Origin of the sequence: Flavobacterium sp. ASW18X (genome assembly GCF_005144745.1) — a bacterium.
Taxonomy (GTDB): domain Bacteria; phylum Bacteroidota; class Bacteroidia; order Flavobacteriales; family Flavobacteriaceae; genus Croceivirga.
The window spans coordinates 229,772-243,479 of the sequence record NZ_SWKK01000012.1 but is presented as its reverse complement, the minus strand read 5'-3'; the positions used below and the strand labels follow the sequence as shown (position 1 = coordinate 243,479).

General features: G+C 36.4%; 16 protein-coding genes. 7 read left to right on the top strand and 9 right to left on the bottom strand.

Annotated features, from left to right (window positions below):
• The first annotated feature begins 149 nt into the window (after positions 1-149).
• Positions 150-1,337, top strand: coding sequence for an LETM1-related biofilm-associated protein (locus FBT53_RS10080; protein WP_136951059.1), 1,188 nt, complete (start codon positions 150-152; stop codon positions 1,335-1,337).
• 83 nt (positions 1,338-1,420) lie between these two features.
• Here FBT53_RS10080 and FBT53_RS10075 read toward each other — a convergent pair whose 3' ends face one another.
• The 4 genes from FBT53_RS10075 to FBT53_RS10060 form a co-directional block, all read right to left on the bottom strand.
• Complete coding sequence (locus FBT53_RS10075; RefSeq protein WP_136951058.1) at positions 1,421-2,176, bottom strand: LytTR family DNA-binding domain-containing protein; 756 nt, start codon at positions 2,174-2,176, stop codon at positions 1,421-1,423.
• Positions 2,177-2,208: 32 nt separating this feature from the next.
• On the bottom strand, positions 2,209-2,526 hold the full coding sequence (locus FBT53_RS10070; RefSeq protein ID WP_240729808.1) for a 2TM domain-containing protein: 318 nt from the start codon (positions 2,524-2,526) through the stop codon (positions 2,209-2,211).
• Positions 2,527-2,528: 2 nt separating this feature from the next.
• Entirely contained in the window at positions 2,529-2,831 is a 303-nt protein-coding gene (locus FBT53_RS10065) for a 2TM domain-containing protein (protein ID WP_136951056.1), read from the bottom strand.
• Between the two features lie 65 nt (positions 2,832-2,896).
• A complete protein-coding gene (locus FBT53_RS10060; RefSeq protein WP_136951055.1) occupies positions 2,897-3,175 on the bottom strand; it encodes a 2TM domain-containing protein in 279 nt (92 codons plus the stop codon).
• Positions 3,176-3,372: 197 nt separating this feature from the next.
• Between FBT53_RS10060 and FBT53_RS10055 the strand changes: the two genes are divergently transcribed.
• Positions 3,373-3,810 (top strand): hypothetical protein, encoded by a 438-nt coding sequence (locus tag FBT53_RS10055; protein ID WP_136951054.1) that lies wholly within the window; start codon positions 3,373-3,375, stop codon positions 3,808-3,810.
• On the opposite strand, the gene FBT53_RS10050 is transcribed toward FBT53_RS10055, so the two are convergent.
• The 3 genes from FBT53_RS10050 to FBT53_RS10040 all read right to left on the bottom strand — a co-directional run bounded on the left by FBT53_RS10050 (position 3,807) and on the right by FBT53_RS10040 (position 8,034).
• Entirely contained in the window at positions 3,807-5,144 is a 1,338-nt protein-coding gene (locus tag FBT53_RS10050) for a 2TM domain-containing protein (RefSeq protein WP_136951053.1), read from the bottom strand. The genes FBT53_RS10055 and FBT53_RS10050 overlap by 4 nt on opposite strands.
• Positions 5,145-5,147: 3 nt before the next feature.
• Complete coding sequence (locus FBT53_RS10045; RefSeq protein WP_136951052.1) at positions 5,148-5,771, bottom strand: hypothetical protein; 624 nt, start codon at positions 5,769-5,771, stop codon at positions 5,148-5,150.
• 106 nt (positions 5,772-5,877) lie between these two features.
• On the bottom strand, positions 5,878-8,034 hold the full coding sequence (locus tag FBT53_RS10040; RefSeq protein ID WP_136951051.1) for a TonB-dependent receptor: 2,157 nt from the start codon (positions 8,032-8,034) through the stop codon (positions 5,878-5,880).
• 132 nt (positions 8,035-8,166) lie between these two features.
• Between FBT53_RS10040 and FBT53_RS10035 the strand changes: the two genes are divergently transcribed.
• Positions 8,167-8,859, top strand: a complete 693-nt coding sequence (locus FBT53_RS10035; RefSeq protein WP_136951050.1) for a peptidase E — start codon at positions 8,167-8,169, stop codon at positions 8,857-8,859.
• 135 nt (positions 8,860-8,994) lie between these two features.
• A complete protein-coding gene (locus FBT53_RS10030) occupies positions 8,995-9,897 on the top strand; it encodes a DUF4382 domain-containing protein (RefSeq protein ID WP_136951049.1) in 903 nt (300 codons plus the stop codon).
• 53 nt (positions 9,898-9,950) lie between these two features.
• On the opposite strand, the gene FBT53_RS10025 is transcribed toward FBT53_RS10030, so the two are convergent.
• The gene (locus FBT53_RS10025; RefSeq protein WP_169630350.1) at positions 9,951-10,997 is read right to left on the bottom strand and encodes a M23 family metallopeptidase; all 1,047 of its coding nucleotides are present in this window, start codon (positions 10,995-10,997) and stop codon (positions 9,951-9,953) included.
• A 203-nt stretch (positions 10,998-11,200) separates the two neighbouring features.
• Between FBT53_RS10025 and FBT53_RS10020 the strand changes: the two genes are divergently transcribed.
• From FBT53_RS10020 to FBT53_RS10010, 3 genes are all read left to right on the top strand, one after another.
• Complete coding sequence (locus tag FBT53_RS10020; protein WP_136951047.1) at positions 11,201-11,803, top strand: FMN-binding negative transcriptional regulator; 603 nt, start codon at positions 11,201-11,203, stop codon at positions 11,801-11,803.
• A 311-nt stretch (positions 11,804-12,114) separates the two neighbouring features.
• On the top strand, positions 12,115-12,588 hold the full coding sequence (locus FBT53_RS10015; RefSeq protein WP_240729807.1) for a GNAT family N-acetyltransferase: 474 nt from the start codon (positions 12,115-12,117) through the stop codon (positions 12,586-12,588).
• 112 nt (positions 12,589-12,700) lie between these two features.
• A complete protein-coding gene (locus FBT53_RS10010; protein ID WP_136951046.1) occupies positions 12,701-13,117 on the top strand; it encodes a DUF2141 domain-containing protein in 417 nt (138 codons plus the stop codon).
• Between the two features lie 54 nt (positions 13,118-13,171).
• On the opposite strand, the gene FBT53_RS10005 is transcribed toward FBT53_RS10010, so the two are convergent.
• Entirely contained in the window at positions 13,172-13,645 is a 474-nt protein-coding gene (locus FBT53_RS10005) for a Dps family protein (protein WP_136951045.1), read from the bottom strand.
• Positions 13,646-13,708 lie beyond the last annotated feature (63 nt).

Here is a 13,708-nt window from a genome sequence, read left to right as displayed (position 1 = left end):
CTTACCTACGAGGTTTAAAAAGGGTGGGTTTGGTTTTAAATGTTAAAGTATTCCCAACAAAAAATACAATTGTAAATAAGCTGTGATAACTAATTAGCGACAGGCTCGTAGATTTTTTCTTACTTTGACCTTCGCAATCAAACACCAATATGAACCCATCCGCAACTGGTTGGATTAAAAAATTTGGACATTTAATCCAAGAAAAGCAAGAGCTGTATGTTGACCAAAATCATCTTTATCAGGTTTTATTAGCTAATGGATTTGTATACGGAATACATTTAACTCCGCCCCCTTTTGCCGTGGCTGAGCATAGCTATACAGAGGATGAAATTGCTAAAATTAATCTATTAACAGCACTGTATTTTTCTTATAAATTCGAGACCCAGAAAACCGACTTCTCTCACTTTGTCAGTATGGTTTTTGAATACTATAAATTGATGAATCTTGGGCAGATTGGCTTCTTGGATAAAATCCTAATTGGTAAAAAAACAGAAGACCAATTAGAGAAATTATTGGACTCCAGAATCTATCTTAACGGGAGTGCCTTTAGTCGTGCTTTTGGCAACAGCCTTACTAACTCTTTACTATATGTAGACGTTCTAATATTTAAGGAATTTCTTAGAGGTAATCCTGATATAAAATCGCATGCAGAGCTATTAGAATATGTTACCATAAACATTGCTTACCAAGCATTAAATTCTAAAGAAACCAGAAAGAGTGATGAAAAACTTTTAGAAATTCTAGCTGCATCTTTAAGTTATGTTGATTTAAATGAAACCCATTTTGAACATAGTTTTCATGAATTATTGAGTCTTAAATTTAGCGAATCTGAAAAGAAATATTTACTAGATATTGCCTGCTTAACTGTATGGGAAGATGGTAAATTAGAACAAGAGGAATCTGACTTTATTTATGAGGTAGGCTATGGGTTAAATTGGGATAAAAATACGATTGCAGAAGCGGTAAAAAATGTGCTTATTTTCTTTGATGAAAACCGAGAAAAAATACCTTATCTAAAAGAGCTTAATATGGCATCTCAATTTTACGATGGGATGACCAAAAACGTAAGTAAACTTATTTTAAGAAACAGTAAGCGACTTAAAAAAGAACTGGTAGAGAGCAAAGAACTTTTACAGCTTTTAGCAAAATCTACTAAGCAAGACTTAACGCCACAGGAGCGTAAAAAAATGCAGCAACAATTATTAGATTTATTTAAAAGCATACCATCTTTAGCAATTTTCATGCTTCCTGGCGGGGCTGTTTTACTACCCATTTTTATTAAATTGATTCCGCAATTACTACCTTCTGCTTTTGATGACAATAGAATTGAGGAATAAGTTCTTTTCTAAAGTCTTACTTTAACCATAAGAAATATTTATATATCAATATAAAATATTTTATACCAGTTAATTAAAATATTTTATTCCAACCAAAGCTTAAAGTCTTTCACACGCTCTCTACTAACTATAACATCTTGTTCCTTAAACGTCTTTAGCTTTATTTGAAGCCTAGAATTAGTATAAGAAACTATGTCTTTAATATGGTCAATGTTTACATAGAATTTTCTGCTAACGCGAAAAAAGGTTTTAGGAGAGATTTCGTCCTCCAAATTTTCTAGAGTAGTATCTAACAAATAATTTCTACCATCTGTAGTAGCCGCATAAGTGCCTTTATTTTCACTGTAAAAGCACTCTACTTCATCTGCATTTATAATCTTTAAATGTTGTCCTACTCTAGCGGTAAATCGTTTTTTATACTCCCGTTCCAGAGGGTTAACAAGGAGCTTTTTTATGTCATCAAAATCAATTGAAATCTTGTCCTTTTTAGGTGCAAAATCACGGTATTTTTTTACTGCTTTTTCCAAGTCTTCATCATCAATTGGTTTTAGCAAATAATCAATGCTATTTAGCTTAAAAGCTTGTAGTGCATACTCGTCATAAGCAGTAGTGAAAATCACTGCAGATTTTACATGTACTGCATCAAAAATTTCAAAAGATAATCCGTCTGATAATTGAATGTCTAAAAAAATTAATTCAGGATGCGGGTTTTGCTTAAACCACAAAATAGATTCTTCTACAGAGTGTAACATGGTTGCAACTTCTACTTGTAATTCTGACAGCATTCTACCCAATCTTCTTGCTGCAGGTTTTTCGTCTTCTATGATTAGTACATTCATGTTTGGTTTGGTTATTTTGGTTTATTTAGTTTTTAAAGATACTTATCTTTTTCCGCTCTATCCCTATCCATATATTCTTGAATTTTTCGTTCTTCCCAGTTACTTCCAAATATTGGAAATATTCCAAATACACGTATGCCATGGAAAGCTAATCCTATACCCCAAAAGAAGAGTGTAGAGAAGTTGGTCCAATCCCAAAATCGCATTTGATCAAACCCACTTTGGATAAAAAAATTGGCTAAAATAAACGCATTAATAATTACATAAACTCCAAGGTGTATGTAGAAACTTTTTATCTCTTTTACGCGTTTTTGCGCACGTTGATATTTTGCATCGTTGGTATTTTTCATGATTACTTCCATTTCTCTGTTTCTCTTTCTTTTTCCATTATTTCTCTAATCTTTCTTTCTTCCCAATCTTTATTAAAAAATGGATTTACCCTAAATGTTTTTAGTGCATGAAAGAAAACTCCTATTCCCCAGCCAAAGGCTGCCCACAGAAACCACATATATCCAAAACCCGTGGTATAGTAATTTATACCCGCCAAGAACACCACAAAAATTAAATATATGGTTAAGTTGTTGTAGAACTTTTTGAGCTCATCTACCCTATCTCTGGCCCTCTGGTATTTGCTTTCATTAAACTTTGTTTCCATTGTTAAATATTATTTGCTATTCGTTTTTTGATATTTCTTTGTTGCTTTTTTAAAGATAGTAACTATTAAAAGTTATGATCCTTCATAAGTTCCGCAATCTTGCGCTCTTCCCATTCTTTACCAAAAAAAGGATTTTGAGCAAACGCATGCAATCCGTGTCCTAATAGGCCCAATCCCCATCCTAAAGCAGGGAAAATTACCCAAGGAAAACTTGTAGTACTGTAATTGATATATGCTAAAAAAGGAATTACTAATGCATAAGCAAATAAATTACCATAAAAACTTCTTATGCTTTCTACTTTTTCTTTAGCTCTTCTGTACTTAGCGTCGTTTTGGTATTCCATAATAGTTGTTTTTTTTGTTTTGATTAATTACACTGTAAATATCCTTTACCAGAACCACTTTCCATAAAGCGTCTTACTCAATTGTAGAAAACGAATGATGAATTGTTATACAATAATGCACCAGGTAAAATAGTTAGTGATTATTAAGAAAAACCTTACGATTTTTATATTTGGAGTAAAATCAATTGCATTGATAGATGAAGATAGTATATCAATATATAGCTCATAAAAAATTACTTATACAGAAGTATTCAGGTAAAGCTTGCCATGATACCTACAAACAACACTTAGAGCGTATTTTAAAAGAACCTTTTTCTAAGGATATTAGATATGTATTGTCTGACCTGACAGAAATGGAAGTTGATGATGTTGTAAAATCTGTGATACAAACCAGCACCTCAAGGAATAATAAGGTAACAATACCCTTTAAGGAGGTGTTATTGGTTACCACTCCAGCTACAACTGCTTTTGCTACGTTACTACAACGCATTGGTAGTGATAATGCCGTATTTCATTTTTGTAGCACTATAGAAAAAGCTATTTCGCTTTTAAATGTTAGCCTTACACCAGATGAAGCCTTAATACATTTAGAAGATTTGAGAAATGAAGTGCAATTTAAAGAGAGTGAAAATTAAAAATCTTCGTCTTCCATAAACTGACGAATTTTACGTTCTTCCCAATCCTTACCCAAAAGAGGATGATAGCCAAAAGCCTGCAACGCATGAGCCGCTAGCCCAAACCCCCAGCCCAATGTGGGGAAAATTGCCCAAGTAAAACTCGTAGTACGGTAATTTATCCACCATAAAAAAGGGATGACAAATACGTAAGCCGTTAAATTACCATAAAACCCTTTTATTGCCTCTACGCGCTCCTTTGCTTTCTCGTAACGCTTTTCCTCTAAAAATTCGTCCTGGGTTTCCACACGAGATATTTGTTGGTTAAGCATGGGTAAGGTTACTCTAAAATCGGTTTCCGTTTTTTCTATAGACACTTCCCTATTGGTTAAAATCTGATAGCGTTGTTTAATGTTCTGCAGTCCAACCCCACTACTCTTTTTTACCACTTCCTTAGCCTGTAGGTTGTTACTCACCACCAAATTATTCCCGGCCTCAAACACTTTTAGATGCAATGGTCTAGATGCCGTAACAACATTATGCTTTACTGCATTTTCTAACAATAATTGCAAACTTAAAGGTACAATCTTAGCGTCCGGATCCGTTGCCTGGTCTGGAATATCAAACACAATGCTATCCTCAAAACGCATTTTTAACAAACGAACATAAGTCCTTGCAAAGTTGAGCTCCTCATCTACCGTTACCAAATCTTTATTCTTCTGCTCCAAAACATAGCGGTATACTTTGGAAAGGGACGTGGTGAATTTCTGCGCTTGGTAAGGGTCTTCTTCTATTAAACTAGTCAATACATTTAAGCTATTGAACAAGAAGTGTGGGTCTAACTGATTTTTTAACGCATCAAAACGAGCAGATGCGGTACCCGCAATAATTTTCTGCTCTTTTACCTTATTGTCTTGTCTATATTTGTAATAATAGGCCCCATAAAATATGAGGTTTATCACAAAAGAGATAATTAGAGATTGGGTGTAGTTGTATACGCGCTCCCCAAGAAGAAACTCCATAAAAACCTCATCTCCAAAAATTACAAGCCTTATGAGTCTTGCAAAGAAAATAGCGATAAGAGAAACTACTAAATTACCTCCAAAAGCAATAGAAAAGCGTTTAATTTTCCATATTTTCTTATCAAATCGCTTTAGAATATAATCAAACCAATAAATGTTGAGCATGTAGATAATGACAGAAAAAATGATATTCTCATAATATTCTGCCCACGCTCCACGCCATAATTGGGTTTTATCTACATCCGTAAAAAAGTAGAAATAAACCATAAAGACCACATAAATTGCGGTCCCTATGAGTGTTCCTTTAAAAAATTCCTTTATAAATTTTTGCATGCTCTAGTTGTTGCATTGGGCCAAAACTTCTTTTGCTCTGTCTAGCCCCCAGTTTGGATAAAATTCGGTTTCTGGTTTAAAATTAGCGAAAAGTTCCAAAGACCGTTCCACATCTTTGCAATAAGGGGTGGTATCCTTTCCAAAATATTTGGCAGACCCCATGTCCCACTCCGCTTTAGAAAACACTACTCTAGGGTTGTTGGGCGCTAACTGTGCCGCCTTTTCATACAATTGCACTACTTTTCCAGAAAGCGTCATCCCATAGGTAGCCCCATCAAAAGCAATGTAGGCCGTATTTGTCAAGGCCTCTAAAACCAATAGCTCTGCATTATCTGGCGAAATATTCTTGGCCACGTCTATGAATTCTTGTGCTTTTTCTAATTGTTGTTTCAATTTGGTTTCATCTGTTTCGCCAAAAGAGGCGGTTGTATTTACCAATGCGTTATAGTAGTAGGGCAGCCAATTGTCTTGTTCTGCCATAGAAATACGTTCAAATAAATTAGAGGCTTCGGTTATTTTACCTTCTCCCCAAATTTGCAAAGCTTTTTGCATACCCTTAGTGTATTTATCTTGTGCACTTAACATACTGGTTGCAGCTAAAAGACAAATTAAAATCGTTTTTTTCATGACTGTTTGTTTTTATGTTTGATTACGATGTAAAACTCGGGTTAACCAACAAACCACACCAATAGGAGTTACCCAACTGTATGAATTGCTTACCGAATTGTACTTTTTATAAATTATCTAATTGATTGCTCTTTTTATCGCTGCTGATGGTCCAAAAGAATCCTACAAAAAAGAAACTATCCGCAGCGGGTGATATGGCCCTACGGTTGTAAACACCTTCTGCATTTGGGGTATTGGCATATTGGTAGTTTCCAATATTATTAGTCCCCAACACATTGTTAACGGAGAAGAATAAAATCTTTTGCTGGTCTATTAAATAGGCCCAATTAAGGCTTAGATTGTGGTAGTCTTTAGTTTTTTCGGCATAAAATTCTGGTGTGTTAGGGTTATCATAGGGTCTGCCAGAACCATAACTATAAGACATTCCTATTTGCGAACGCCAATCGTTGACCCAATATTTACCTACGGCAGAAAAATTGTGAGCATTCGCAAAATTTGGTGTGGCCTGCTCCGTAAAATCCAGAAAATCACGTTCTGTGTTTAAGTAGCTATAAGATAACCAATAATCTAAGTTTTTAATGCTCTTGTTATCCCTGTAAAATACATCTAGACCGGCAGCATAGCCATTTCCTAAATTGGTAAAATTGGAGGTGAATTGTGGCTCACGGGTATCATACTTCACCAAATTATCATAATCCTTGTAGTACCCTTCTACCCTAAAGGTTTTGCCGTTTTTAGCGTATTGATAATTAAGAATATAATGCGCCGTTCTTTCATAATCTAGGGTAGCATCGTAGTTGATAAACTGGGTTAATGGATTCTGATAATAATTACCATAAGCTAAGGATAACTGACTATCCTGACCCGTTTTGTAAGCTAAAGATGCTCGCGGGGCTAGATTCCAAGCTTCAATTAAATTAGAATACTCTGCACGTGCCCCTAGTTTTAGGGCAAAATTGTTACTAAAAAACACATCGGCCTCTGCAAAGCCACTCCAAAGCAATTCGTCAAAACCAGCGGTAAAATCGAACTCATTACTGGCCATAAATTCTTCTTCATAATTGGTGTGGAACACTTCAGAACCCACATTCAATTTAAACCGGCTACTAAATTCTTTAGAAGCTTTCAACTTCAAATGAAGCGAAGTATCTGCTGTTTCTATGTCATTTTCAACAACCGTAATGGCATTGGTATCCCATGCCGTACTAGCTCCGGCATAAACCGTCCAATTGTTTTCAAAAAAGTATTTATAATTCGCGTTTAAATACAGGTTATTGTTTTTCAATCTAAAATTTACATACTCCTCAAAATTGATGTCCTCCTGGTCTATATCAAAATTGGCATGGTTAAAACCCGTGTAGAATTTAAACATACTGCGTTCCCCCTTATGCCTAAAAACAGCTTCGCCAGCCATGGATTCATACGGGTTGTTCCAACGCACTCCATTGGTAGAAGGTATCAAGGCTTCGTAAGGCGATAAATTGATGTAACTGGTATTAAAACTTAAACTAGTATTGCCCCAAATTTCGGTATGTCCCAGACCTGCACCTACGCTCATCACAGAAATATCCGTCTTTTCTTGGTCTGGTAAATCAGTAGTATTCATAAGCAACACACCAGAAAGCGCCTGCCCATACTCCGCAGAATAACCGCCGGTACTAAAGCTAACTCCTTTAAAAAGAAAAGGAGAAAACCTGCCTCTTGTGGGTACATTGTTGGTACTCGCCATAAACGGTTGAAAAACTCGCTGCCCGTCTATAAACACTTGGGTCTCTTCTGCCCTACCGCCGCGCACAAACAAACGCCCGTCTTCACTAACTGTAGTGGTGCCCGGCAAGGTTTGCAAAGCAGAGCCTATATCTCCGGCCACACCTGCCGTGGTTACAATATCTAGCGGTTTTAATGCCGCCGCTTTAGATTCCGTACCCGCCTCAAAAGAACCCGCTGTTAGCGTTACTCCACTTAAGCTATTAATGGCTTCTTGCAAAACAATGTTTAATTCTTGAAAATAGGTAACCTCTCCCATTTCATAATGGGTATCGTAACCTATACTTGAGACCACCAACGTTTGTGTACCCGTTTCTGTAGTTATAAAGGAGAAACGACCTGCAGCATCAGTAGAAGCACCATCATACGTACCTTCTAAATACACATTGGCCCCTGCTACCGGTAATTTACCTGCGGTAACAGTACCTGTAATTGTTGTTTGCGCCAAAAGTGCAAAGCTGATAAAGAAAAGTAATAGTGCTAAATAGTTTTTCATGACTGTTGTTTTAGATTGATGCTCCAAAAATCTATAAACCCTATCTACTATTTAAAGCTTACTAACCCAACTGTAAAAATTACCTACTGGATTGTAAAAATTCGTTTTAACTTACCGCGAAAATAATTTTATATGCAAAGACAACTATTGATTTACGGTAGTGGTAGACATACAGTTCCTTTCTTAAATTACATGGCGAAGGCCACAGGTAAAACCAAACCTAACCTGTGTTTTATTCCTACCGCCAGCGGAGATGATGAGGAATATATACAACGGTTTTACGAGGTTTGCGAACAAATAGCTGTTACTCCCCATGTGCTACGGGTTTGGATTAATTCTTACGACCAAAAAGAGAGTTTTGATGAAATACTATCAAAAATGGACGCCATAGTTGTTGGCGGTGGCAATACTTTAAACATGATGGCCATTTGGAAAGCCCAAGGTATAGATATTGCCTTGCGTAAGGCTTATGACAAGGGTGTTATTATGGGCGGTGGCAGCGCAGGCTCTTTATGTTGGACACTGGGCGGCACTACAGATTCTAGACCCAAAGAATTGAGCATTGTTTCTTGCTTAGGTTTTATAGAAAAGAGTCATTGTCCGCATTACAACTCTGAGAAATCTAGAAGACCCCTTTATCATTCTAATATTTTAGCAGGTACCTTGGCAGATGGTTACGCTTGTGACGACCGTTCTGCTATCCACTTTATAAATGAAAAAGTACACACCTCTATTGCTTTAGATGCCGATAACCATTCGTATTATGTCTATAAAAAAGAAGGCCAAATTGTAGAGGAGTTAATACCGGGAACGGTGATTTCTTAAAACCCGTTTAGGAACCAAATTTAGAAGTAAAAGATGCAGTTCATCGAATAGAGTAAATAAATATCGAAATGAGGTAGGGTTCTAATAGGAGTTGGTTGTTCTTCGTAAAACGAAACATAATTTAATTCGATAGAAATGAGAAAAAGTATTTTTTACGCCTTTACATTTGCTGCAATTTTAATGTATTCTAGTTGTGAAAGCGATGATAGCAATACTTCAACCGAAGAGACTGGAAAGCTTACCGTAAGCTTAACTGATGCTCCTTTCCCCTATGATTTAGTTGCAGAAGCCAACGTAACCGTATTTAAAGTAGATGCACGCTTGGTAGGCGAAGATGATGAAGAAGAAGTGGACGAAGAAAACGATGGTGGTTTTATCACCTTAATGGAGGATGAAATTGGAGTAAATTTATTAGACTTAACCAATGGAACAACCGAACTTTTAGCCGATATTGAAGTACCTGTTGGCACCTACGATTTGGTACGTATTTATGTGAAAGGAGTAAACGTAGTCCTTACGGATGGCCGTGTGTTTGATTTAAAAGTTCCTAGTGGCGAGCAGACTGGTATTAAAGTATTTATTAAACAAGGTTTAACCGTAAATGGTGGTTTATCTAGCGATTTATTGTTAGATTTTGATGTAAGCCGTTCTTTTGTTGCCAAAGGCAATATTAATTCGGTAAACGGTATTAACGGATTTAATTTTAAGCCTGTTATAAAAGCAAGTAATCTTTCTACTGCTGGCACCTTATTTGGTAACGTTAGCAGCTTAGTGGAGGAACAAACTACCCTTCTTGAGGGGGCTCAAATCTCTATTATAACAGCAGATACCTTAAATACTTCGGGCTTTACAGATAGTGAAGGTAATTACAAGATTATGGGATTAGAAGCTGGAATGTATAAAGTTTTAGCAGAACTAGAAGGTTACATGCCTAGTGACACCCTAGAAGTATCCATTAGCGCAGCTAACTTAACTCAACAAGACTTTATCTTGGAAGCAACAGCTACCGAAGAAACAGAGACGACAGAAGGCAATTAATTGCTTTTCTATAAAAACACTTGAAATGAAAGCGGGTCTCAGCCCGCTTTTTTTTATTGCAGTAGATTTTTGTAAACGTAACCTGCCGTTCCATTTTGGTCTCTAACATGTACCCAGTTTTTAGTATACCCCAAAATTTGAACTATATCTTGTTCTTTTAAGGTTTTTAGCTTAGTTGATTTTACTGAATTTCCTTGCCGCACATTGGCTTTGGCTGCTTTAATAATTCCACCAGTTGTTGGATTATTTAATTCAAAACTTGGCAATGGTTCTATCTTTTTTACAAAAGGATAAGGGTCCACCGCTTTAGATTTATAGATGCCGAAGTGTAGATGGGGTGCCGTGGTTTTTGCATTACCCGTATTCCCTACCAAGCCCAAAGTATCGCCAATAGTTACTTTTTGTCCTGCACTTGCAATAATGCTATCTAAATGCGCATAATACAAACGATTGCCAAACAGCCCATCTGCCAACCAAACTTGTTTACCACCCAATCCTTGATTACGTGTGCTCACTACGCGCCCATCTGTTGCGGCAACTACGGGCGTACCTCTAGCAGCAAAAATATCTATACCCTCATGTTGGCGGGCACCACCAGCTCGTGGTGCACCCCAGAAGCTTTGCACGGCGCTATTATCCTTTCCACTAACAGGAAAATAATAGGTAGGCCTTCTCCTTATCAACAGCGTATATTCTGTATTTGCAAAAAGTTGGGGCTGCAGTACTAATTTGTACATGCCCGATTCCTTTATGATATAAGACAAAGAAGATGCATTGGGTTTGTTTTCTAGTAGTAAGTCCATTTTTTTTGATTCATCATATTTGTATAGACTTAAAAAACTAGAGGTGATACTATCTGTTTGTAAGGACACTACCAAACGCTCTCCTTCTTTCAACGCTAAAGAAAAACTCAAAACCGTAGGCTCAACACTAGAGAACTTGCCTACTTGTTTATAGGGCAGGTTGATGATTACACTATCGTTTAAAGCGTTAGCAAATGCGTTCTGCCACGCTGCATACGCCTTATTCTCTAAACTATAATTGCGTTCGTATACCTCTCTAGCAGAAGGTTGGGTAATAGCATCGGACAAACTGGTCATTTGTTTACAGCTACATAAAGCCAAAAACAAGGCTAATATTAGACAGTACCTTAAATAGCGTCTATGGTTAGGTCCATGACCAGTAAAATTTTCTAGGTGTAGTTTATCATTCATACTAAAACAAGGTAAACGCTCTGTATGAGCATTCTTAATTGAAAAAAGAGTATGTTTAATCTGTTAAATTAAATGAGCTCCTTTACAGCATGTACATACCACACTATTATCAAAATGAAAATATAGAAGAAGTAAAAGCATTTATACAAGCAAATAGCTTTGGCATCTTAATAGACCAAGTGGAAGGTAAACCATGGGGTACCCACATTCCGTTAGAATTGGAAACAGATAACGATGGGGAAGCCATTTTGGTGAGTCATTTGGCCAAGGCGAATCCGCAAGCAAAGGCTTTAGTTGACGGGAAAGAAGTATTATGTATTTTCAATGGTCCACACCATTATATTTCTTCTTCATGGTATAAAGAAGAGGAAGTACCCACATGGAATTATATTGCCGTACATGTTTATGGAAATCTAAAAGTGCTTTCTGAGGAGGAAACTATGGCATCGATGCATCGATTAGTAGAGAAATATGAGCAAATGGCTAAAAATCCTATCGACTTATCTAAATTTTCTTCTAAAACCTTACGCCAAGTTAAAGGCACGGTAGGGTTTAAAGTTAAAATTACAGATATACAGGCCGCTTACAAAATGAGTCAGACCCGTAGTGAAGACCATGCTACAATTATGTCAGAATTAAAAGAATTGGATACTGCAGCCAGTAAAGCTGTTGCCGATAAAATGAAAAAGTGATGAATCGTAAAACCCTTTCTCGTTTTTTAGGAATATTTCCTTTAGTTATTAATACTTACTTCTGGATTAAAACACTGTCTCCTCTAGTTGCTATATTTTTGATTAAAAACACTGAATCCATTAGTTTTATAGGAAGCAAGTATACTTATCTATTAATAATACATCTTTTATTTATAAATGCTTGGAGCATAATTTTCTATACCAGACTTATATTTAAAAATAAAGAACAGAAAAAATTAATAAAATTTTTAAGCTTTCTATTTTTAAGTGGCCTTGGGCAATTTATTTATTGGATACGAAAAATTAAATAGATGATGAATGACAGCTTTAAAATAGTCCCGTTTACCTCTGCGTATGCCGCCGCTTTTAAGGCGATTAATCAGCAATGGATAGAACAGTATTTTAAAATGGAGCCATCAGATTTTAAAGCGTTGGATCATCCACAAGAAAATATAATAGACCAAGGCGGTTATATTGCTGTTGCCTTATTGGACAAAGAAGTGGTAGGAGTTTGTGCCTTGATTAAAATGGATGGCAACCGTTTTGATTACGAATTGGCCAAGATGGGGGTTACTCCAAAAGCCCAAGGCAAACGAGTAGGGTATTTATTAGGGGAACACATTATAGCTAAAGCCAAAAGTTTAGGTGCAAAGAACATTTTTATAGAAAGTAACCGTGTACTTGTACCAGCCATTAAATTATATGAGAAGCTCGGTTTTGTAGAAATAGAGGGGCCACCATCTCCGTATGAACGTGCCGATATTCAGATGGAATATAGGTTTTAGAATGTTATAGCACAGTTGGGTAAGCAAAATCTACAATTGGGTAACTCACAATTGAATAGTGAGTGGAATTTAATGAGTTTTACCCTGTTCATTAACTACTAAAACAAAAAATATGAAAACCTTGTTGTCCCTATTCGCAATTGTATGTACGTTAACCTTTAGCAAAGCGCAAACCGATGGTGTTACCGTAAGTGTAACCATTGAAAATGTGCTGAATAGTGAAGGAACCCTTTTGGCCGGTTTACATACAGCAGAAACTTTTATGAAAGCTCAAGGATTAAAAATGTCCTCTGTTGCTGCGAAAAAAGGGGCTGTAACCATCACTTTTGAGAACGTTGCCCCAGGCACATATGCAATTATGATATTGCATGATGCTAACGGTAATAACAAAATGGATTTCCAAGCTAACGGTATGCCCAAAGAAAGCTATGGTACAACAGGAGAAATAAATATGTACGGACCACCAACATTTAAGGATTCTTCCTTTACTGTTGCAGAAGAACCAGTGAGCCACACCATAAGATTTTAAACTAAAAAAGTCCCGCTCTTTAGCGGGACTTTTCTCTTCTAAACCGATACTCTCTTATTCTGATAACCAAGCGGTAAACATCCAAACGGTTTTTTCCTGCTCGGTAATCAAGTCACTCATCATTGCATTGGTTCCTTCATCATTGGCATCGTCAGAAGCATCTAAAATTTCTCTTTCAATAGTTAACAATTCGCTTAAGGAATCTACGATTAATTGTACAGCTTCTACATCCTTGGTTATGTTTTTACCCACCGGCACTTTTGCTGCATTGGTATAATCTTCAAACGTATGCAAAGGTGTACCCCCCAATGTTAAAATACGTTCGGCAATCTCATCAACTTTTAAATTGGCATCCACATACAATTCTTCAAACTTTTCATGTAAATCAAAAAAACGTTTCCCCTTTATATTCCAGTGTACCCCTCTAAGGTTTAAGTAGTATTGTTGAAAATTAGCGAGTAAGGTATTTAAATCTTTGCTAAGTGCTACTGATTTTTCTTGGTCTAAACCTATTTTATTTGTTTTCATGTTGCTGTGCTTTTATGTTTATTTCTGTTTTAAGGTCGCTTTAATTCTGATATAAATTTACGC

Bases quoted from the DNA above. Each gene is read 5' to 3' on its own strand.
- FBT53_RS10030 (WP_136951049.1), top strand. From the start codon at position 8,995: ATGAGAAAAAGTATTTTTTACGCCTTTACATTTGCTGCAATTTTAATG.
- FBT53_RS10050 (WP_136951053.1), bottom strand. From the start codon at position 5,144: ATGCAAAAATTTATAAAGGAATTTTTTAAAGGAACACTCATAGGGACC.
- FBT53_RS10010 (WP_136951046.1), top strand. From the start codon at position 12,701: ATGAAAACCTTGTTGTCCCTATTCGCAATTGTATGTACGTTAACCTTT.
- FBT53_RS10005 (WP_136951045.1), bottom strand. From the start codon at position 13,645: ATGAAAACAAATAAAATAGGTTTAGACCAAGAAAAATCAGTAGCACTT.
- FBT53_RS10065 (WP_136951056.1), bottom strand. From the start codon at position 2,831: ATGGAAACAAAGTTTAATGAAAGCAAATACCAGAGGGCCAGAGATAGG.
- FBT53_RS10015 (WP_240729807.1), top strand. From the start codon at position 12,115: ATGATGAATGACAGCTTTAAAATAGTCCCGTTTACCTCTGCGTATGCC.
- FBT53_RS10060 (WP_136951055.1), bottom strand. From the start codon at position 3,175: ATGGAATACCAAAACGACGCTAAGTACAGAAGAGCTAAAGAAAAAGTA.
- FBT53_RS10055 (WP_136951054.1), top strand. From the start codon at position 3,373: ATGAAGATAGTATATCAATATATAGCTCATAAAAAATTACTTATACAG.
- FBT53_RS10045 (WP_136951052.1), bottom strand. From the start codon at position 5,771: ATGAAAAAAACGATTTTAATTTGTCTTTTAGCTGCAACCAGTATGTTA.
- FBT53_RS10025 (WP_169630350.1), bottom strand. From the start codon at position 10,997: ATGACCAGTTTGTCCGATGCTATTACCCAACCTTCTGCTAGAGAGGTA.
- FBT53_RS10080 (WP_136951059.1), top strand. From the start codon at position 150: ATGAACCCATCCGCAACTGGTTGGATTAAAAAATTTGGACATTTAATC.
- FBT53_RS10075 (WP_136951058.1), bottom strand. From the start codon at position 2,176: ATGAATGTACTAATCATAGAAGACGAAAAACCTGCAGCAAGAAGATTG.
- FBT53_RS10020 (WP_136951047.1), top strand. From the start codon at position 11,201: ATGTACATACCACACTATTATCAAAATGAAAATATAGAAGAAGTAAAA.
- FBT53_RS10035 (WP_136951050.1), top strand. From the start codon at position 8,167: ATGCAAAGACAACTATTGATTTACGGTAGTGGTAGACATACAGTTCCT.
- FBT53_RS10070 (WP_240729808.1), bottom strand. From the start codon at position 2,526: ATGAAAAATACCAACGATGCAAAATATCAACGTGCGCAAAAACGCGTA.
- FBT53_RS10040 (WP_136951051.1), bottom strand. From the start codon at position 8,034: ATGAAAAACTATTTAGCACTATTACTTTTCTTTATCAGCTTTGCACTT.